This window comes from Caproicibacter sp. BJN0012, from assembly GCF_035986805.1.
GTDB lineage: Bacteria > Bacillota > Clostridia > Oscillospirales > Acutalibacteraceae > Caproicibacter.
In genome coordinates, this window is the sequence record NZ_CP142518.1 from 989,820 (window position 1) to 1,011,477 (window position 21,658).

General features: G+C 44.0%; 16 protein-coding genes. 5 read left to right on the plus strand and 11 right to left on the minus strand.

Annotation, left to right across the window (positions count from 1 at the left end; all coding sequences use genetic code 11):
- Positions 1–48 precede the first annotated feature (48 nt).
- Together hcp and VA597_RS04830 are read right to left on the minus strand one after the other, a co-directional pair.
- Positions 49–1,896, minus strand: coding sequence for a hydroxylamine reductase (gene hcp, locus VA597_RS04825; RefSeq protein WP_326975662.1), 1,848 nt, complete (start codon positions 1,894–1,896; stop codon positions 49–51).
- A 62-nt stretch (positions 1,897–1,958) separates the two neighbouring features.
- On the minus strand, positions 1,959–2,402 hold the full coding sequence (locus tag VA597_RS04830) for a DUF488 family protein, N3 subclade (RefSeq protein WP_266161644.1): 444 nt from the start codon (positions 2,400–2,402) through the stop codon (positions 1,959–1,961).
- 115 nt (positions 2,403–2,517) lie between these two features.
- Between VA597_RS04830 and VA597_RS04835 the strand changes: the two genes are divergently transcribed.
- On the plus strand, positions 2,518–3,894 hold the full coding sequence (locus tag VA597_RS04835; protein WP_266161646.1) for an MFS transporter: 1,377 nt from the start codon (positions 2,518–2,520) through the stop codon (positions 3,892–3,894).
- Between the two features lie 84 nt (positions 3,895–3,978).
- Here VA597_RS04835 and asrC read toward each other — a convergent pair whose 3' ends face one another.
- Genes asrC through asrA form a run of 3 tightly spaced genes read right to left on the minus strand, consistent with a single transcriptional unit; the run spans position 3,979 to position 6,759 of the window.
- A complete protein-coding gene (gene asrC / locus VA597_RS04840) occupies positions 3,979–4,941 on the minus strand; it encodes a sulfite reductase subunit C (protein WP_326975377.1) in 963 nt (320 codons plus the stop codon).
- A gap of 17 nt (positions 4,942–4,958) precedes the next feature.
- Positions 4,959–5,753, minus strand: coding sequence for an anaerobic sulfite reductase subunit AsrB (gene asrB, locus VA597_RS04845; RefSeq protein ID WP_326975378.1), 795 nt, complete (start codon positions 5,751–5,753; stop codon positions 4,959–4,961).
- Positions 5,740–6,759, minus strand: coding sequence for an anaerobic sulfite reductase subunit AsrA (gene asrA / locus VA597_RS04850; RefSeq protein ID WP_326975379.1), 1,020 nt, complete (start codon positions 6,757–6,759; stop codon positions 5,740–5,742). Before asrA ends, asrB begins: the two co-directional genes overlap by 14 nt.
- Positions 6,760–6,924: 165 nt before the next feature.
- Between asrA and VA597_RS04855 the strand changes: the two genes are divergently transcribed.
- Positions 6,925–7,440: a hypothetical protein gene (locus VA597_RS04855; RefSeq protein WP_266161649.1), complete on the plus strand. Its 516-nt coding sequence runs from the start codon at positions 6,925–6,927 to the stop codon at positions 7,438–7,440.
- Between the two features lie 56 nt (positions 7,441–7,496).
- On the opposite strand, the gene VA597_RS04860 is transcribed toward VA597_RS04855, so the two are convergent.
- Together VA597_RS04860 and VA597_RS04865 are read right to left on the minus strand one after the other, a co-directional pair.
- Complete coding sequence (locus tag VA597_RS04860) at positions 7,497–8,165, minus strand: Crp/Fnr family transcriptional regulator (RefSeq protein ID WP_195464790.1); 669 nt, start codon at positions 8,163–8,165, stop codon at positions 7,497–7,499.
- Positions 8,166–8,336: 171 nt separating this feature from the next.
- The gene (locus VA597_RS04865; protein WP_266161651.1) at positions 8,337–8,951 is read right to left on the minus strand and encodes a pyridoxamine 5'-phosphate oxidase family protein; all 615 of its coding nucleotides are present in this window, start codon (positions 8,949–8,951) and stop codon (positions 8,337–8,339) included.
- A 184-nt stretch (positions 8,952–9,135) separates the two neighbouring features.
- On the opposite strand from VA597_RS04865, the gene VA597_RS04870 reads away from it, so the two are divergent.
- The 3 genes from VA597_RS04870 (at position 9,136) to istB (ending at position 11,928) form a co-directional block, all read left to right on the plus strand.
- Entirely contained in the window at positions 9,136–9,381 is a 246-nt protein-coding gene (locus VA597_RS04870; RefSeq protein ID WP_442872793.1) for a TIGR04076 family protein, read from the plus strand.
- Between the two features lie 554 nt (positions 9,382–9,935).
- The gene (gene istA, locus VA597_RS04875) at positions 9,936–11,153 is read left to right on the plus strand and encodes an IS21 family transposase (protein WP_442872789.1); all 1,218 of its coding nucleotides are present in this window, start codon (positions 9,936–9,938) and stop codon (positions 11,151–11,153) included.
- Positions 11,146–11,928: an IS21-like element helper ATPase IstB gene (gene istB, locus VA597_RS04880; protein WP_326975299.1), complete on the plus strand. Its 783-nt coding sequence runs from the start codon at positions 11,146–11,148 to the stop codon at positions 11,926–11,928. The genes istA and istB overlap by 8 nt, the downstream gene beginning before the upstream one ends.
- Before the next feature lie 586 nt (positions 11,929–12,514).
- Here the strand turns inward: istB and VA597_RS04885 are convergent.
- From VA597_RS04885 to VA597_RS04900, 4 genes are all read right to left on the minus strand, one after another.
- The gene (locus VA597_RS04885) at positions 12,515–13,639 is read right to left on the minus strand and encodes a cysteine desulfurase family protein (protein ID WP_326975380.1); all 1,125 of its coding nucleotides are present in this window, start codon (positions 13,637–13,639) and stop codon (positions 12,515–12,517) included.
- Between the two features lie 205 nt (positions 13,640–13,844).
- Entirely contained in the window at positions 13,845–15,311 is a 1,467-nt protein-coding gene (brxL, locus tag VA597_RS04890) for a BREX system Lon protease-like protein BrxL (protein ID WP_326975381.1), read from the minus strand.
- Positions 15,312–15,326: 15 nt separating this feature from the next.
- Positions 15,327–17,474 (minus strand): BREX-4 system phosphatase PglZ, encoded by a 2,148-nt coding sequence (pglZ, locus tag VA597_RS04895; RefSeq protein ID WP_326975382.1) that lies wholly within the window; start codon positions 17,472–17,474, stop codon positions 15,327–15,329.
- 3 nt (positions 17,475–17,477) lie between these two features.
- Entirely contained in the window at positions 17,478–21,656 is a 4,179-nt protein-coding gene (locus tag VA597_RS04900) for a hypothetical protein (RefSeq protein WP_326975383.1), read from the minus strand.
- Between the last annotated feature and the right edge of the window lie 2 nt (positions 21,657–21,658).

Below are 21,658 nucleotides of genomic sequence, written 5' to 3' on the forward strand. Positions count from 1 at the left end.
CTCCTAAAAGGAACCGGTGCGGCAAAGTCGCACCGGTTCTGCCGTTCATTATTTCAAAAATTGATTCAATCTGTGCAAAACTTCGTCTACGTTGATTCCGTGAACCGCGCATGCGTCATTCAGAGATTCCATCTGAGAGGCGGGGCAACCGAGGCAATGCATCCCGCAGCCTGTTAAAATTCGCTCCGCTTCCGGATTGAAACTAAGAATATCGCCAATGAGCGTATCGCCTGTCACCTTTGCTTCCGGCTCCTTTTCCTGCGGACCAAAGAAGTTCTGAATATCATCATCCACGGTCGAGACCCCTGCAATTCCGAAGTTTTCCACCAGGACTTTCGCAACATTAGGAGACAGAAATGCGGGCAGCGTCGGGCCAAGATGAATGTTTTTTACACCGAGGGCCAGAAGCGCCAGCAGTACGATGACCGCTTTCTGCTCATACCATGCAATGTTGTAGACAATCGGCAGGTCGTTAATGTCGTCAAGCCCGAACACTTCCTTGAGCTTGAGGGCAATCACCGCCAGAGAATAGCTGTCATTACACTGACCGGCATCAAGCACGCGCGGAATACCGCCGATATCGCCTAGGTTCAGCTTATTGTACTTGTATTTGGCGCAACCAGCCGTCAAAATAACCGCGTCTTTCGGAAGTGCCTTCGCAAAATCGGTATAGTAATTTCTGGATTTCGCCCGCCCGTCGCATCCGGCCATGACAACGAATTTCTTGATAGCGCCGGATTTTACCGCAGCCACAATCTGATCCGCGAGTGCGAGGACCTGGTCGTGTGCGAAGCCTCCGACAATTTCACCGGTTTCAAGTTCAGTCGGCGGAGCGCAGCGTTTAGCATGGGCAATCAGTGCAGAAAAATCCTTTTCTTCACCGGGTCCGCCTGAAATGTGAGGGCATCCGGGGTAGCTTACAGTGCCTGTTGTGTAAACCCGGTCTTTGTAGCTGTCCTTTGGCGGAACAAGGCAGTTCGTTGTCATAAGAATTGGGCCGTTAAAGGCTTCAAACTCTTCCTTCTGCTTCCACCATGCGTTGCCGTAATTGCCGACAAAATGGGAGTATTTTTTGAATGCAGGGTAATAATGTGCAGGCAGCATTTCGGAATGGGTGTAGACATCGACGCCGGTGCCCTCTGTCTGCTTAAGAAGCATTTCAAGATCGCGCAGATCATGGCCTGAAATCAGAATGGCAGGATTTTTACCGACGCCAAGCTTTACCTTTGTGATTTCCGGTTTTCCGTAAGCGGATGTATTTGCGTCATCCAACAGTGCCAGCGCATCAACACCATATTTTCCGGTTTCCAGCGTTAGAGCCACCAGCTCATTGACACCAAGAGAACTGTCCATTGTTTTGGCAAGCGCACTCTGCAGGAATGCGTCAACTGCTTCATTTTCCTTGCCAAGCGCGTTCGCATGCTTTAAATAAGCCGCCATGCCCTTGAGACCGTAGAGGATCAGTTCACGCAGGCTGCGGATATCCTCGTCTTCAGTGGCAAGAACGCCGACCAAAGAAGCTTTCGCCGCGTATTCCACTTTCTGCGCATCCCATAATGCTGCTTCAGAGAGACTCTCGCGGTTATTTAACTGGCCCAGCAACTCTCTTTTATGGTTTAGCGTAGTCTGAATGCGGTCAGTAATAAAATCAGGGTCAAAGTTCGCGTTGGTGATGGTCACAAAAAGATTTTCCGTAATAAGATGATTAATGTCCGTAGAAATCGTTTTTTTCTCTGTGCGAAGCTGTGTAGTTACTTCGGACAGACCTTTTGTTACATAGATAAGCAGATCCTGCAAATTAGCCGTTTCGGGTGTCTTTCCACAAACACCCGTTTGCGTGCAGCCGGAGCATCCGGCTGTTTCCTGACATTGATAGCAAAACATTTTGTTTCCCATTTCTTGTTCCTCCTGTTCTTCATTCAAAAAATATTTTTTGATTTTATGATACAAATTCATAATCACTCACCTGCCAGTCTTTTTGAGTCTGCAAGAAGCCCCCGAAGGACCTCGCTGTGGGAACGACGTCTTTTAGTGGCTGTACCGATCAGGCATACACAGGAGTAGTTCCCGTAATGCTCCTGAAAGTAACTGATGGCGTTTCGGGCTTCCATAGCAGACCGATACTCTGCAGAATATTGATCCCACTGAATCCAATGATGAAGATAACGGTCTAGAAGCTGCGGTTCCGGCGTGAAAAAGCGGTCGTGGACATAAGCAGCATGACAGATTTTGGGGACAAAGAAAGTTAAATCTTTTTTCTTTGTAAACCCGCAAAGCTGTGAATCGTTTTTCAACCGTACATCCAGCACAAGATCCGCGTGATTTTGCAGAATTTTATCAAAAAATTCGGATGCCGATGTCTGATAAGCACTGATTTCAAATATGCTGCTTATCTCTCTCACCCCCGTTTCTGTTCTCGATTGTACAGGATTTTGGGGTATGATGATGTTGCAAATGCAACATCATCATAATTTTTATTTATATATACTGAGAAAAACCTTTTCTGGGAGAGATACCATGAAATTTGAAACTACTCCAATAAAAGCATATCAAGGAGACGAAAAAATCGCATTTCCCGAAAAACTGGCCTACGGTTGTGGCGGTCTCGCGGACGTTGGTATTGCAGTAGCCATGAGCACATATCTTCTGTTTTACTATACGGATGTCATAAAAGTAAACGCTGCCGCAGTAGGAACAATTTTCCTCGTTTCGCGGCTGCTCAGCGCTTTCACCGATATACTGATCGGTCTTTTGGTGGATGCAGGAAAATCGAAGCAAGGGAAAGCCCGTCCATGGATTCTACGCATGTGCCTGCCATTTGCGGCTTCCGGCGCTCTGCTATTTTCATTGCCAAATCTGCCTGATATCGGAAAATACGTTTATATCTTTATTACCTATACCACATCCAACTTCTTTTTATCTTCGTTGAATATTCCTTACGGGGTTCTGAATTCCCTGATGACACAGAATCCATACGAACGGGCATCGCTGAATATTTTCCGCATGGTAATGTCGCTGATTGGAACACTTGCTGTCAATAATTGCATGCTGCCGCTTATAAAACTTTTGGGCGGCGGCAGGGTCGGCTGGCAACTTGTTTCTGCCCTTTATGGCACACTGTCGGTGCTTTTATATCTTGTTACTTACTGTTTTACAAAAGAACGGGTTGGGCAAGCAATTCCGGTTAAAAAAATCCGAATCCCGGTCCGGGAAGATTTCGGATTTTTAAAACAGAACAAATACTGGTTCATGCTGTTCCTCACAGCGATCGCATCCTACATCTCGGCTCCTGTTTCGGGCGGAATCAAAATTTATTACACGCAATATGTTTTGGGGAACAGCACGCTGATTGGGCTGCTGACAACCGTGAATACCTTGGCTAAGGTTGCGGGCCTTTTCTTACTGTCACCCCTTGTCAAGCAATTCGGAAAACGCAATTCGGTCATTCTGGGACTTAGCATTTCTGCCGCTGGGATTCTAATACAAACGTTAAATCCGCACAGTATCCCTCTGGCGGTGACGGACAACCTGCTGCGAGGAGTGGGGAATGCACCGATTACCGGCGTCTCTATGGCGATGCTTGCCGATACTGCCGAATACGGCTACCTAAAAAGCGGTGTACATAGCGAGGGAATTCTATTCAGCATGACGAGCTTTGGTAAGAAGATCGGCGCTGCGATTGGAAGTTCCGCCCTTCCACTGACGCTTTCTTTATGCGGATACTCAGCACATACTGAATCGCCCTCGGCATCCGCGGTCAATGCAATCCAATGGCTTTCTCTTGCTTTGCCGCTGGTAGTCATTGTATTTCAGATCGCGGTTCTTTCACACTATAAACTGGATCAAGAATATCCAGTGATTCTGGATGATTTAAAAAGGCAGAGGAAAGCGTAAAATGACCATCTGGGAAGCCGTGTTGAATAGCTCACCAGATGGTCGATGCTGATAAACAATTTTAATGCAATTTGTGCATTTAACTCAGTACCTGATTCCCTGCCAATAAACCGGTGAAACGACTTCTGCAATTTCAGGAAGAGAAATGTCATGGAGCGCCCAATTTTTGAATTCTTCAAATCCTGTGCGATCGACAATATAGCCAATGTGCTCCTTGCCGCCTACGGCGTTGGGGTCGATGTAGTGCTCTACATAATCGTATGTATTCAGAATAATTTTTACAATGCTGTCTTCATCCGCCCATTTGATGAAGTCTTCCCCTAGCCGGGGATTTTTCTTTCCTGAGCGGCCTAACAATGTCAGGCGGTAATATTTTTGACTGCTTCGCGTCCAAGCACGAGTTGGGCAGTTGAGCACACATTCTCCGCACCCAATGCACTTTTCCGCATTCCGGTGTGGACGATATTTCTCAACGGTGAGCGCACCAGCCGATTTTTTTTTGCAAAATTTGACGCAGGCACCGCAACTTACACACCGTTCCGGTTCCAGATGCGGTTCGGTCATGCCCATAATTCCAAAATCATGCATCCGAACCTTTGCGCAATCATTTGGGCAACCCGTGAGGGCAATCTTGAAATGCAGATCGTTTGGGTATATTGCCTTTTCAATTTGCTGTGCAAATGCCGTTGTATCATAGCAGGCATAGGGACAAACCCTACTTCCGACGCAGGCGGTGACATTACGGGTTCCGGACGCCGGATATCCTTTTCCCGCTTGTGTCTGGTTGATACCAAGTCCTTCGATCACCGGCTGGAGCATTTCGTTTACTTGCGGCATGTCCTCAAAACGGATGCCAGGCAATTCAAAGCCCTGACGGCTGGTGATATGGACGGTTCCGTTTCCGTAGGTTTCCGCAATGGTTTGAATCATGGATAAATATTTCGCATCCATATGCCCGCCGGGCACACGAATTCGTGAAGCCGTTAGTCCGCGTTCCTTGGTAACGCGAAAGGCGTTCTTTTTCAACACTTTCGTATCAATATCCAATCAAAACACATCCCTTCTCAGTCTGCCAGACATTTGCCAGCAGCATAATTGAACACCGGACCGTCAAGGCACACGTAGCTGCTGCCAATTTTACAGTGTCCGCATTTACCGACGCCACAACACATTTTCCGTTCCTGTGAAATCCAGATATTCTTTTCCTTAAAATCTTCTTTTAGCAGACCCTGCACGGCAAACTTCATCATCACCGGCGGACCGACTACCGCCGCGACTGCATCGGGACAGCTTTTCAGCTTCAACTGAGGAATATATTGTGTGACCAGCCCTTCCCGATAGGAATCGTCTCCATGCGCGTCGTCCACGGTCAAAATGATGTGAATTATCTTCTCCCAGCGTTTCAGGTCTTCTTTAAATAAAATATCATTCGGAGATTTAAAGCCTGCAATCAACGTCATACCCAGCATTTCATCCGGATGGCGTGCAAAATAATCCACTAATCCTTTAACCGGAGAAAGGCCTGTACCGCCGGATATAATGACAATCTCCTTCTCTTTAAAATCATTCAGGTCAAAACCGTTGCCATAGGGCCCGCGCAAAAAGAGCCGTTCCCCTACGTAGCGTTCAAAGACTTCGTCCGTGACAAGGCCAACCTTTCGTATGGTAAGGTCTATCGTACCATCTCCCATGCCACTGACTGAAATAGGAGCTTCTCCGTATTTTGGCATGGATACCTCAAAAAACTGTCCAGGTTTTATTTTGCCTTCATATGCCATTCTGAAAGTATATTCGATCTGTGTATGCTGAATAACTTCCTTAATCTCAGATGGGAACGAAACATATTCATTTTGCGGCATAGTCTTTTACCTCCTCAACTGCATCCTGCAAGCGGTTGACACAATGGGAAAAAGAGATATATTCCGGACAGATATCGTCACAACGGCCGCAGCCGACACACATTTGATAGCCGAAACGTTCCTTGAAATCATAGACCTTATGCAAAACCTTATATCGCATCCGCTCACCGTTTTTCTTTCGGAAGCTCCCGCCGCCCGCAATGTCGGTAAAACCATTGACCATGCAGGATGCGTGTACACGCCGACGCTCTCCAACAACTCGACTTTCCGAAATATCCTGCATCGTGAAACACGTACAGGTCGGACAAACAAAATTGCAGCGGCCGCAGTTAATGCACCGACTGTCATACTCATCCCATATTTTCGATTTGCCTACTTCGGGGGAAAGCTCATTTGGTATCAAAACATGATTTTTCGTCTCCGAAACATGAGAAGGGATCACTACCCTCTGATCCATACAATGCTCTTTCAAAAGCCTGCTCCATTCGTCACAACGATTGTCTACGAGGAAACCTCCGTCTGTTGGCTCAAGGCTCATATCATATTCGTTCGTTTGGTTAGTTCCCATATCGACGCAAAAGCAGCTGTCAAATGCTTTCCTGCAACCCATTAAAATAAATTTTGTTCTTTCCCGTAGCCTTTTGTAATAATAATCTTCATTGCGGCCATTTTGAAGGAAGATTCCATCCAGCCGCTTGACTGCATGCAGGTCGCAACTGCGAAGGAAAACGATACTACCTTTTTCCTCCGGTTCCGCTTCACATATCCGCTCGTCCGTAAAAGACAGAAGTGTCTGAGAGACAGGAAACAGCACTTCTTTGAATGAATAATTTGATTTTTGGTCAAACACAATATCCCTGGCTTTTTTAATAACTCCGTACCGAATACAATCCACGTCAGAAAAAGTATTGCCACCGGTGATTCGGATTGGCCCATAAATCTTATATTCTTTTCCTAAGCATTCCAAGATAGCATTCAGGCCATTCTCGTTGAGATAAAAGCCCATCTATTTTTCCTCCTTAATAAAGCACTTGTCCGCAATCTTTTTAATATCTCAACTTTTTATTATAATGTTCAGTTTCCACAATGACGTTGCAATCGCAACATACAGAAGTGAATTTCAAATTTATAATGAATATTACTTCCTTCGACTGCTATAGGGGGCAATCAAATGTATAAAGAAGAAAATCCTCAAATTGCGAAAGGGCAATTGATAGGAGCTCTAATTGGACTTGCACGCGCAACAGATGGAAACGTAAACAGACCAACGGAAGAAACAGATAGGGCTTTTCTCAAAGGAATGCAGATGTGCTTCCCACATTGGGAGGAATCCTGCCAGCAGATTCACGATCAAATTGAGGTGATTCATGAAGAAAAGTGGAAACTGGTGCCCCGGTGTCTGGAATGTGCCTCGCCTTGCGGACGTAATAATGATTGTGATATTGCAGGGTTAAATGGAATGAAAAATGCGCAATTGAGATACGTGCTTCTCTCAGGTTTGCTTTTTATGGCTTCTTCGTCAATTTCTGATGTAAAGCTCTTGAAGGATCACAAAATAATGGGATTTTTTTATAGGGCTTTTTTCTTCATCGGTTACGATTGTGATGAAAAAGACCTAATCTTGTTTATTAATGAGCTTGGAGAATGGCAATACAAACTCTCTTTCCAGATGGACTCTGACGAATGATTTGCAAAAAAAATGGTTCCCGGCAATAGCGGGAACCATTTTAAAGAAAGATTCTATTATGTTAGCCTTTCCATGGAAAATGTATTTTTATCGTAATCCAGCAACCCGTCAGTTTTCATTCGGGATAGTTCCCTAGTTAAGGCGCTGCGGTCTACACATAAATAATCAGCCAGCTCAATACGTCCCAACGGCGACTCGAATTTATCACTTTGGTTTATCTGTACCTGCTGAGAAAGCCATGTTAAAACACGTTCCCGTATGGACTTTTTAGACAGAATATCCATCTTTTCCATCAGCTTCACGTTTTTTCGTGCGATTAAAGTCACCATATTTTCAATAAGCTTATGATGATAAACGCAGGATTTATTGCATGAACAAAGTACGCGATGGAATGACAGACATAGTATTTTGCAATCAGTTGCCGCCTGAAAGGATACGGCGCTGCTACTGTAATCTCCGCATACGAAACTTTCTCCAAAGATTTCCCCAGATGTCATGGTGGCAAAAATTGTCTTTTCACCCCATATATCTTCTTTGACCATATGAACGGTTCCCTCAATCACCACACCGATTTGTTTGAGTTCCGAACCTTCTATAAAAATAAACTCTGATTTTTGGAAACTTCTGGTTACTGCCCCCAGACAATTTAACATGGCGGTCAGCTCGGTTTCCTGAATATTTTCGAACAAGCGCGAGCCTTTAATTTTTATAATTTCGTTTGGCATACACTCTCACCCCATTTACGATCATAGCATACACAAAGTCATGTTGCAATCGCAACGTAAGGAGTATACTATGTTAAAATATCCAAGGATTATTTTGAAACTGATTCTTATGCACAGGCGACAGGAAATCAACCATCCATTTCGCTTTTACATAGCTTCTTAATCTTTGTTTTAGTCAATAAATCCCAGAAAATTTTTGTTTTTAATATTATCTTCCCTTGTGAGATATAAATCAGTATCATCATAGGGTTCGTTATCTTCTGGCACATTGTAGACATCTACAAACGGAACATCTTCAGGTCTGCGAACGGGAATTTCGGTCTTTCCCGACACATCCTCCCAATTACACTCAATAACATACATATTGATAGCCTTGATACCTTTAGGATTTTTACATCCGCTACGGTGTGTCTTTTTAAATAGAGCCTGAAGTGCAGTTTTACAGTATTCAGGTTCCTTATCCAATTCTATCATGTGAATTTTTCCAAAAGCCATAACAGACCGAAAATCATGGACATGTCCTTTATAAGGATGATCAGGATAATTTCTCCATGCTGCAAATGACAAACAGACATTTGGATTATTTTTAATCAATTTTAACTTATAACCTTCTTTACCTGTATGAACAAAAATCAAAAGCTTATCTTTTGTAACACCATATCCGTAATTCATGGGAACAACGTAAGCGTTATTTTTGTCCATGAACCCAACATGAACAATCTCACATAAATCAAGAATTGCAGTGATAATGTCGTGATCGTAAACATATCTCTCATATCGAACCATAATTTTGCTTCCTTTACACTTATTTTATTTTTGCTTTCCTGAATGTTTTCAAACAAGCATGAATCTTTAATTTTACAATTTCGTTTGGTATATACTCACCCCCATTTATGATCATAGCATATACAAAGTCATGTTGCAATCGCAACGTAAGGAGTATACAATGTCAGGACATCCAAGAATTATTTTGAAACTGATTGATCAAAGAGGCAATCATAAATGCCATCATGGTCATAGTATTGGTGATGAATTTGATTTTGACGCTGATAGAGGGAAACTATGCCCAATGGCCATGCATACTGCATTTCCATACGTAGATATCTTGCGTTATGGTGGGAATGTTCCAAACAGCGAGGACTATGGGAAAATTGCTTTCTGCTGCCCCGATGCAGACGTTATTAATGTGTTTGAGATTGATGTTATCTCAAATTAATTACAAATTCAGTTGAAAACGCATTGATGAACTTGTTAAGCGTTTTGATATACAATTTATTGTCTGCCAACATGTTGTTAGGACCCTTGCCTTCGGGCGAAACCTTTAAATCAACCCACTCCGCAGAAATCGAGAAAGATTAGAAAGCTTGCCATAGCCCTGCGTAAGATTGATATAAAAGGCATCCGTTCTCTATGTCTTAGGCGGCTTCCAGCCGCCAATCGCCTACCGGCTTTAAGCCAGTAGTGGCTCAGATTATAGATATATTCTGATCAGCGGTCAGGATAAGCCTGCATTGTTTATCCTCTCTAACCATGCTGACTATAACTTAAAATAGCGTTCTTTGAAGCTGCGAGTAAGCGCGCTTGGATACATGTCTCGATTTGGAGCCGAATATTCTTGACTGAAACGGAGAGGCATCAACACCGTCAAACGCCACCAGTGCCGCCTTGCTGTTATCGCCGGAGTATAATTGACCCAAAACGCCGGAGGAATTGACCCACTCAAGAATAACGGCTACCATGGCGTAAAGAAACGCCATGGAGGTAGGCCGGATGCTAAGGAGTGGAACAATACTCATGATACGGGAAAAAGCACAGGACGGGAAAAGCGCCTACGCCATCGGCAAGGAACTCGGAATATCTAAGAACACCGCCCGCAAATACATAGAGCATGGCAAGGATTTGCCGCCGGAAGCAGATCGTTTCTCCAAGCTGGACACGTACAAACCGCAGCTTCACGAGCTCATGAACCAGGGGATCTTCAACTGCGTGGTTCTGCTGGAACGGTTACAGGCCACCGGTTACAGCGGTGGAATTTCGATACTCAAGGAGTATGTGCATCCATACCGTCCGGCGAAAGCGCTGCCCGCCGTGCGGCGCTATGAAACGCAAGCCGGCAAACAGGCGCAGATGGATTGGGGAATCTGCCATTACACGGATAGCAGCGGAATGCTTCACAAGGTGCCGGCGTTTGTGATGATTCTCGGAAAATCCCGCGTAAAGTACACGGAATTTACCAGCCGGTGCGATCTGAGCAGTCTGGAACGGTGCATCGTCAACGCATTCTCCTATTTCGGCGGCATGCCGGAGAATGTGCTCACCGACAACATGAAAACGGTTGTGACAGGTCGTGAAGCTGGGAAACCCATTTGGAATACGCGTTTTGCGGATTTCGCCGCCGAGCTGGGATTCGTGCCGAAAGTATGCCGCATTCGCTCTCCGCAGACCAAGGGTAAGGTAGAACGGCTGGTGCGGTATGTGAAAGACAACTTTCTACCCGGCAGGCAGTTCGAAAATCTGGAGGATCTGAACCGACAGGTACTGAGTTGGTGCCGGCAGGCCGATGAAAAAGTCCATCACACCACCGGTAAAATCCCGCTGCAGGAACTGGAAAAGGAAGGCTTGCGGAAACTTCCACCGCAGGAAACGCTGGACAAATACCGCTGGGAGACGCGGATCGTGACGCGCGACGGGATGGTCAGTTTCGATGGCGTCCGTTACGGCGTACCATGGCAGTACAGCGGCAAGGAAGTGCGCGTCCGGCTGTGCGCCGGCTATTTGGAAATCTACTATGGCGAGGTTCTGCTGGCAAAACACAAGGCGCAGTACCGTTCCGGCAATGTTGTTTTCCTGCAGGGGCAGTACAGCGGTCTCACAGAGAGAAACGGCGTCCCCGTGCCATTTCCATGCGCCAGTAAAAAAGATGGCGCCGTGGAGGTCCGCGAACTGAGCGTTTATGATCAGTTGCTGGGAGGTGTCTCCCATGGTTGAACTGGAACACGCCCGGGAGCTGCTCGGCAATATGGGCCTTGAAACCGCCGCCACGCTGCTGGACGCGCAGATGGAACGGTCGCTGCACGCGGAACACACCTATGCGCAGTTTCTGGACGAGCTTTTGACCTCGGAGCAGCAGGAACGTGGTCGGAAGGGCGAGGAAATGCGCACGAAGCTGGCTCGTCTCCCACACCGAAAAAGTCTGGAGGAGTTCGACTTCAACTTTCAGCCTTCCATCGACAAACGGCAGATCGACGAACTGGCCACTCTGGCCTTTGCCGCCCGCGCAGAAAACATCATCCTGTTGGGACCGCCCGGCGTCGGCAAAACCCATTTGGCGGTCGGTATCTCCATGAAAGCCCTGAAAGCCGGTCTGACAGTTTACTACACCAGTCTGGCACGCCTGATAGAAGATCTCAAACGGGCATTGGAGCAGAACCGGCTGGAGAGGCGCTGGCGTGTCTATCTGCGCCCGGCCATCCTCGTGATCGACGAGGTCGGATACATGCAGCTGAACCGGCAGGAGGCGGAGCTTTTCTTCCGGTTGGTGTCCGAACGTTACGAGCACGGCAGCATTATCCTGACCAGCAACAAGTATTTCAGCGACTGGGGCGAGCTGCTCAGCGATACCGTGATTGCCACGGCCCTGCTCGACAGGCTGCTGCATCACGCTCATGTGATTAATATTCGCGGGCAGACCTACCGGCTGAAAGATCGGCTCAAGACCGGCGTTCAGACAGTTCCGCCGGCGGATATTCCGGCGGTAGGGTGACCGGCGCTCGTATAACCGGCGATGCGGGTCATTTCCGGCCGGCGTTTTGGGTCAAAAAAATCCCGGCGTTGACATTGCTGGTAAAGCGCCGCACGTCGCCGATTTCAGTCATGAGTTTTGGCCTCGTGTTTCTTCTGCACCTTGCATTGACATTACAATATCAGGTTCAGGCAGCAAGGAAGCTAACCGTATCATCTCCGCGCGATAGTATTTAGGGTATCATAGGCAGCGTTTAAACTGTCTGCCGCCAACCGTACAGCGCGACTTTTACGCTGTATGGGGTCAAACTCATGGTAGTTATCACTAATTGTTGATAATAGTGGCAAGCAATGCATCGTGGTACCCACGATGCTCAAAGGCCGATTTCCGCTTCAACGGAAACCGGCCTTTTGCTTGTTGGTGGCAGCGCCCCCAACCCCCTTTGATCGCACAATAAATTGTGCGGCTACGCGTCCTGCGGACGCTTCATAGATAAACATTCACCAGCGTCAAACGGTAGAACGATAGCGAAAATCAATTTTCGCATGGTGTTGATTCAGGGGCATTGTAGTACGCACAGCGGCTTTAGGGAGGAAATGGTATCCCTTTACCTTAGTATCTTCGTCAGAGCCCCTACGATGCCTTCAACATCTTCTTCAGTATTATTCCTACCGAGTGAGATTCTAACTGTTCCTTTTGCCTGTTTTTCCTCAAGCTGTATTGCCTTAAGAACGTGAGAAATTTCTGTATTTTCGCTATTACAGGCGGAACCGGTTGAAATGCTAATGCCCATTAAATCCAAGCGATGGAGAATAGCTTCTCCTCCTGCTCCGGAAAAGGACAGGCTGAGTAGGCCCGGTAGTGTATTTTTACCACCGTTTCGAATAAACAGGATCTGTGCTTCTTGTAGTTCTTTCAGAAGTAGTCTCTCCAGCGATTGCACGTAAGCCACATTTTCTTCAAGATGAGTGCAGTTATTTCGCAGTGCTACCGCCATGCCAACTATAGAAGCGATATTCTCAGTCCCAGCACGATAACCATTTTCTTGAGCGCCGCCGTCAGCATAGGGAATGATTTGTGTTCCCTTGCGAATATAGAGAAAACCTATTCCTTTGGGACCATTAAATTTATGTGCTGAAGCAGAAAGCATATCTATTCCAAGTCCCTGCACATCGATTTTTACATGTCCAACAGCTTGAACCGCATCCGTATGAAACAGTGCTCCATGTGCGTGCGCTATGTCGCAAAGTTCTTTAATTGGCTGAATTGTGCCTATCTCATTATTGGCAAGCATTGTCGATACAAGTCTTGTTTGATTGGTTATTATCTGTGCCAATGTATCAGGTGCGATTATTCCTTCTGATGTTGGCCAAATATATGTCACTGGAAAGCCAAGCCTTTCTATTGCTTTGCAGGAATTCAGGATCGCATGGTGCTCAAAAGCAGATGTTATTGTTGTCCGCTTTACGGTATCAACAAAAGCAGATCCCTTTATTGCCCAGTTATCGCTTTCTGTTCCGCCAGAAGTAAAGTAAATTTCTTCTGGAAGAGCGTTGATGCATTCTGCAATAGTTCTCCTGGCTTGAAATAGGGCGCTCTTTGGCTTCCTTGCAAGTGTGTATGGTTGCGAGGCATTGCCATACTCATCAAGCAGCCATGGTATCATTGCTTCAAAAGCATCCTTGTCTAGTTGCGTTGTCGCCGCATTGTCGGCATAAATTAATTGCTTCATAGTGATCCTCACTTAAAAAGAGTGCAACCTTCTTCTTTGAATTCCTCAATTTTATCGAGAAGTTCATTTTTTGTGCATTCAAGATAATCAGCCAAACAATCAAGACAAAAAAAAGATTTCGTGTCCGTGCCTAGAAGTTTTTTATTGATTCCGATCTCATCTTTGCTTAGTGGAGATTTAAAGCACATTCTACATTCTTGTTTTTTCATGATTTTGTTAAGTCGTTGACAGTAAATGGAGGAATATCTTTGCCAAAGTATTCAACGTCCATAATACCAAGTTGCATTCTGATTGTTGCTCGCATATTACAGGCTCTGCGAAGGCAATATCTGTTGAAATCACGCGCTTTAATGTCTTCTGGCTTTCGAACATGTGGAAACAGAAGCTTTAGATATGCAGTAGCTATACGTTTTACAGCTTCGGTGTCTCTTGTATCCGCGCTTTCAGGCACAACAACAAGTTTGTCAACAATTGCGCGGTAAGTAGTATCTTCTCTAAGCTCGTGAAGAATAGAACAGAAATATTCTGAATTCAATGCCCATCCAGATATTTTCAAGTCATCATTCATACGAGGTATATTCCATCCTTTAATAAAGCCATGAAATCGCTCAATTAGAGCAGATTCATGGAACACTTTTGGGAGCTCGCAGAACATATCTGTAGTACCATCGTTATCCATTGTTTCTTTAGAAATGTTACCACAGAGGATAACGCCAGAAGAAGCCGTTCCCTCATAGTTTCCCACGGTAAATACACCAGACTCAAGATAACCCTTCAATGCTGCCCGCATTTCGTCTACATCGGTAAATGAAATGGTTTGCACTTCATCCAGCGTAATAAAATCGTGGCCCGAAACTAAGCCTTCAGTGCGCTTAGAAATATCATAAAACATCTTTGCACGGCTCATTACACCACCGCTTGATAGCCACCCATACCTGCTTACTCGTCCAAATAGATACGACTTGCCGGTACCCTTTGGAGCAAGTTCAATAAGGTTCAGCCTTTTTTCGACAAATGGAAGAAGCCGTGTAAGCATGGTTAGCTTTTCTTCTTCACTCTTATATCCATCCGCATTGTAATCGACTGCTCCAAGAAGAACATCGATCCATTCAGATGTGTTAAACTTTGATCTGGCATTTTTATAGTAGTCAAGTTCAATGCTATATGGGCAGAAATTCTTAAAGCTAATCAGTCGAATTTTGCCGGGTATTTTCGGTGTGACTGAGTCATCAGGAAGGCGATAAGCCAATTCAATCATTCCCCAGACTTCTCGACCGCTCACCAATTCATCTTTACATGATTCCCAGACATCATCCTCAATAATTGTTTCTCTTGATGATAGTCCAAAATCAGGTAAAGTAAATGATACTTCACCCGTACGGATGTCTATTTCTATCGCAATTTTTGCGAGCATCCGCACACGTTCATTGTCTTTGACAATCCGACTTTTTATTGAAGTCCATTCATCCTTCTTTGGGATAAAGCGCCTAACAAATTCTGCAAGTTCCTCGTGGTCAAAATGGCCCTCTTCGTCTTCAAACTTGCGTAATAGCCAATCGCGAGTGAAAGATGGGAGGCTTAAAGACGAAAAGAAATTATTATTCTTTAAATCTTTATATACGACCATCTCATCAAAATAGTCTCTTAGTTTTTCAATCGTATTGTTTGCCATGCGAATTCCCCCTTTTTATTTGAAAAATTCGTCTTCTTCAGCGGCTTGAGTTTTACCACTGCGTTTTTCAATTTTAAATGTGACAACTCCAATCAAGTTATCACCGTCAAGCACGTCTGCGGTGTATATCCCCGAACGTTTAAAATCGTCAAATACAATTCTATGCTTCTTTTCCCCAATGGGAATTGATTTGTAAATATGTCCATTAAACCGCAAGGAAAGTTTATTGATTTTTGCCGGACTGAATATTTCAATAAACGGAGCCTCATCCCAACTAGACCATGCCGTTTCGGTCATATTCTTCAATTCGATAATACCATTAGCAAGGCTTATCTCAATAATTGGCACAAGAACTTCTTCAAGAGAGGCACCACCATGTACCTCAACACTCGCCTTACGACCGCCTCTAAAGCGGTCGTAATTCGCAAGTACCCAGAAACCATGTTCGTCTGTAGCCGTTACTGGTTTTTCATTTATTTCGTTTGTTGGACAGCAACGTCCCGAATGAAGCCCTGTCGTTGCCATTTCCCATTTGTTTTCAATATTATTTATTACAGCCAAACGGCTTGCACCATGGTCGGAAGCTATGACAACCTTGCTAGTACGATTTTGAAGCAATTCGTCTTTTGCCCATTCTAAAGCCTTATCAATCACTTTGAGCTCTTCTGCCAAATGGATTGGAAGCTTCTGTTTTTCATAGTTGAAGTCCTGCTCGCCCTTATGCTTTATGTCATCCAGTTTTTTTGTTTGAGTTTTTCCACCTTTCCATTCATCATAGAAATCCCTATTTAGACATGTAAGAGTTGGCAAAACAGCCCGCCCAATTTGGATAGTTAACAACAGCCCAAGTTCTTTAGCCATCGTTTGAATATATCCTAAGTACTCGACGCCTAGTGCATCAATCCAGTATAATTCATTTTTTCCATCGTTCAGCTTTTCTACAATCGAACCTCTTGTATCAAGTCCGGTATAAACACGCTTCCCATCCGTGGCCAAGTTGATAACTTTGTCGAGAAAACTTTCGGAAATGACATTTGAAAGCTTCTGTCGCTTATATTGAGAAAAATATTGTGTAAATAAATGCGAATTTTTACATGAAAACGTATAGTCCACAAGATACTTACTTAGCGCAGGGTATATAACCGGAAGCTCTGCTGGAATTGTACCAAGTTTTGACAATTCCTCAATAATTGCAAAACGCTCAACTGATGTATTGTCTGTAAGATAGAATATACGATCAGCATCTTTTTGCAGTGACATTGCAACATAATTTGCAACATCATTGTCAGTCATATCCTTTAGCAATACTTTTCTCTTCATATAAAGAGAATTGAAATCTTTATTTTTTCTCGGAATATCAAGAATTACGTTAAAGATCTGCTTCTTATACTCATCATAGGTCGGCGAAGCTCCCATAACCTTTTTCAAGTATGCATTTGTAACCGGCTTAATGGAAAGCCGTAAATATGTGCGCCAATCAAGTAATTCATAACCATCAAGGCTATCATCTTCATTAAATTGCGCCCAAAGCTCTGATGGAAGAGCTGACTCTCGCACTGGAAATGACAGTTGAGTTTCTTTTATCGCTTCATAGGGCGAAGTAATACTATGACTTGCGCTAATTGGTAAATTCGTTTTAGCATAGATTATACCCCCTTTTCCATCCTCCAAAGAACGCAATAGTTTCTTAAAATTTATCTCAGAAGGAAATGACACCTCGGGTTTTATGCGTATAACGGTATAATCAAGTGTGGATTGAATTTCACAATATCTACGAGAATTAAATTTTTTGTCAGTCTCATTCATCTTAAGAATCTGCGCATGAATACCTCTGCACAAAACTACAAGTTTTCCGCATAATATCAAATTGCTAATCTTTCCTAACGCTTTTGTATATCCGCTTAAAGTAATAATATCGCCCAATCCGAGAAGAACACTCTTATGAGAATTACTGCCGATTGCATCGTAAAGTTTATCATAATCCGCAAATGAATTATCATTACAATAATCACTTACCCGAATGTGACCAAGAGACGCAAAGTGATTTAAAACAACAGTGTAGTCTGCGCTACCATCAACTATTACGAAGAAGGGATAGGCAGATTCACTGCTCAAGTATGCGTTTATTTTTTTGATTGCTTCGTTAGCTGATATCGCACTCAAAGTCTATTCTCCTTCCTTGGATATAATTGAAATGCCGACCTCCACATCATCTGTTACCAGAGATTTCAGCAGTTGCTTTGCCTCATCAGCACTCATATCGTCAATTTTCTTCATGACTGAGCTGTTGCCGCCATTTAAATATTTTGACCTCGCAAGTTTTTTGATCTCTGAGCTTACCGTTGGACTGCCATACCACTGGTAATATGATTCCGGCACATACTTTTCCAGATGCTTCCGCACTTCGTCATTATCCGTAAGCACAGCAGCATATCTGCCGACTATATTACGAATAAACGCTGTCTCAATCGCAGCTCTGTCATTGAGATGCGCAAGATAAGCAGGTTTTTCAGAAAGATAATCAAGGGCAAAGGTAACATCCTTCTTGTCAGCATTAGCATAATTGACCGCATTGAACAGCTTAATTGCGCTCTGTTGTTCGGCAGAAGGCACCATGATGCGAATCGGAGTGCGATTCTTGTCGCACCAATCAAACGGAGTAGTAGTCCCAGTCAATTCTTCCCACATGGCAGCAAGCTTAAAACGCTCCTGCTCGCTTTTAATTGCATCCGACTCTGCACTGATATTTTTCTCAAACGTAGCCTTATCATCTGTAAATGAAGAACTAGGCAGTTTGCTATAAAGTTTAGCAACTTCCTTTTCGCTGAAACCAGTAATATAAAGGGAGTACTCCTCGCGAAACACATCCATCTTACGCTCTTTTAGTGCGGAGATAACAGCTGTCTTTGTTTCTAGCTCATATAGAAATTTCTCATGCCTATCATGAGCCAGGTCACATTCATCTGCAATATCTTTTAGACACTCAAAAAAGAAAGAAAGCTCCGGAATTTTGAATTTGCAAACAGAATACGGGGTCTTTATGAAACTCGTATATTCTTTCCATGACTGCATACAAGAGAAAAAGGATGTACTATTGGAAACAGAAGGAAGCCCATTACTCTTCAGAATAATCTTGTAGTCGATGAGGAGTTTCTTTAGTTCTTCCACACCCGTATCTTTATCCCAAAGCCACGTAGCTTCTCCGGAACCTATCTGACGTTTCACATCACTCATAACATCTGGAATGCCGATAGCCGCCGCTACGGACAACAGTTCTCCATTCTCAAAGCCCTGAAGAAATTCCATCATTGCTTTGGGACCATTCTCTTCTGTGATGAGTTCCGCCAGATTATTCGAAGCAGTAGGTACCTGAACGAGCATCTTTCCAAGTTGGCCAGCTAACACAGGGACATTTTCGCCCGATTTCGCATTTGAAATGCCTGCAAGTTTGTCGATGAAGGCGTCCAAACTGTTTGTATCAATATATTTGAAGCACCATACGGGGTAACCGATATCCTTCAATTTTACACGAACGCGGGATGCTGTTTGCTCCACCGAAAGATTATCAGCTACGTCAAAAGCATTATGTGCGAAATCGACGAAGGCTTTCTGGTCTTGCGTCATAATCTCAATAAACTTTTCCCTATAGTTTTTAATGGGGCTAACCATGTTCTTGATATACTCGCCTATAAAGTCGCCCAGCTTTTCTGGCGTCATTTTTCCACCGTCATCACCTGCTGTGCCTATACCGTAGCGATACGGTTCAACTGAATATTCCTTAAGTAGAAAACCGGTAAGATACGCATAGAGATTGCAAGGCATAAAGCCCTGTCCCATCAGAAAATCGAAGATATCTCCTATTGAAATACGGACATCATTATCAAACTTTTCGGCAATCAGTTCATCGACTTTCTTCTTTAGTTTGGATATGCTGTGTGTGCTGTTCACATCCCAATAATTAGAAATGCCAAATACATCACCCAACATGGCACGGATGGATTTCTCTTGATAAATACCGCCGAATGCAGAAGCAATACCCTTTTTTGCGCCATCACTATAATAATCGCGAATAAAGAAGCTTTCGGAAACATTTGCATTATCAAAAGACAACGGATACACTTTAAGAACCAGAGTTGCAAGTGCATCATTAAGCAACTGCATACTACCGCAGGGAGTCTTATAATTCACAGTTTTATAAACAATAAAGCTTCCACTGCTGATGTATGTTTTCCATTCACCCAGAAGAGCTTTCTTGTTTTTTAACTTGTCATCCGCAAGCTTACTGTCTTTCGAACGCCAGTATTCTTCCTGCGCTGCAACATCAATATATCTGTCGAACCGGTCAACACCCATAATATTGGACGATGCATCGATAAAGACAATATCCTGATAGAGTTCTTTTTTAACTGCTTCTTCAATCAGCGTATGCATCTTCTTTTGCTCGTCTTCGTTTCGAGCATAACAAATAACTGAACGGAACTGATATGTCTTATGTTCGTTGGAGATTCTATTAATTGTAACTGTGAAGTTGTCCACCGTAACATTGATGAAAACATACCGTGCTTTTATGGATGCAGGAAAATTGAAAGCTGTATCAATCTCGCCGGCAGCAAGAAGGGTTGCAGTTTTAGTTTCCTTCCTAAGGCGCTCTTTAATAGCGTCAATTTGCACCTGATCTCCGGCGACAGCTGCGGCGGCATACTCATCAACGCTGCCATTGGAGTCAATGTACAGTATTTTCTTGGGTACCAGCAAATTGCGAATAATGTTGATGGCACGATTGTTTTCCATGGTGTCATCGCCCTCAAAAGCAAGCTGGATATTCTTATCCGTCGGACGAAAAAGCTCTACACCGTTATTCAGTTTCTTACTGATAGCCTGCATCATGAGAACGGTTTTGAGAACACGTTTTTCATCTATGCTGCCAAGCTTTGACTCGTTTCTCGGATAGGTATCAAGGATCGTAGCGATAGCAACATCCAGATTACTGCGCCCGGTACCGGAACTGTTCTCGTCTGTACCTTTTTCGTAGAAGAAGTTCCACAGATAGTCGATTGTAAGGATCTGTGAATCCCCAGGGCTGTGATTATTAATAAACCACTGAAACGCCTGGAGATTATCACTGTCCTTGTTTTTTATGAAATTGAACATGCTTCGCTGGTTGGAAGCAAATGACGTGGAGATGTGTTTTAGCAACAGAGCAGCCATCGGATGAATGGGGAAAATACCCCTCATGACATTTTCGTCAATCTGCGCATATTCGCAGACCGCTTTACGTGAAGATGTCATGTATCCGTTCAGTTCATCTGTTAGTTCTGCATACTCGTCTTTTGCCACCTCCTTAATACGCATTGCGTCGTGAATCAAATCAAACGCAATACCATCGGGCATTTCAATGGTATTGTGGACAAAACGGTCGTACACAATTTTAAAAGGGCCCTGTTCGGTAGGACCAACCAGCGAGCCGCTCATGTGGGTAACGATAACCATATAAAACGGCTTGCTTTCTGAAAGTTCCGCAAGCTTTTGAAAAATATCCAGTGATGTCTTGTTCTTTTTGAAAAATGATGAAAACTCATCCCAAAAAAATACTATCGCTTCCAAATTGTTTTCATCAACGATATCTGTCAGCCATTGCTTAAGATCATCCATGTCAATTTCAAACATGGTGATGCCTTCTTTATCAGCAAGACTGAGAATATCATCCAGCAAAGTATCCACACTTGTATTGACGTTTTTTAGCTGTGCAATGATATCGTCAGCAGATTTTCCGTTAAAGCTGCCAAGGCCTCTGTACTCCGGCTTTTTAATAAGTAGTTCAAAAATCTGCTTATGTGTTTCGTCTTCAATCCAAGTGGCAATTCTGCCGCGAAGAGTGTGTTGACCTTTATAGTCGATTTTGGCAGCCTTTAGCGCCTTGGTGACGCTGTCGTAGATTGCCATAATAAACTGCTTGATTGATTCGATCTCGCCGCTGCCATAACGGGAGGCAGTGATAATCTTACCTTCTTTATGGGCAAGCAGCTTGTCCCGTAAATCCGGCTTTTTGCGGAGAGCATCAAAGTTGTTAAAATACTGACGTACTTCTTCGGCAGGACAGGTCAGCAGGTTCTCCAGAGTCCATACAACTCTGGATTTACCAGTACCATAGGAACCCTCTACCCAAATGCCATGCTTATCCTTGCCGGTTTCTCTTGCCAACATACGTTCTGCAGCTTCTAACAGTTCTATAAATGTCTTATGTGGATAGGTGAACTGCCACTTATTTTCTGGGTCTTTGATGGAATCTGGATTGATTTCAGGATAGTAATTTTGGTTTATTTCAAAATATTCACTGTATTTCATAT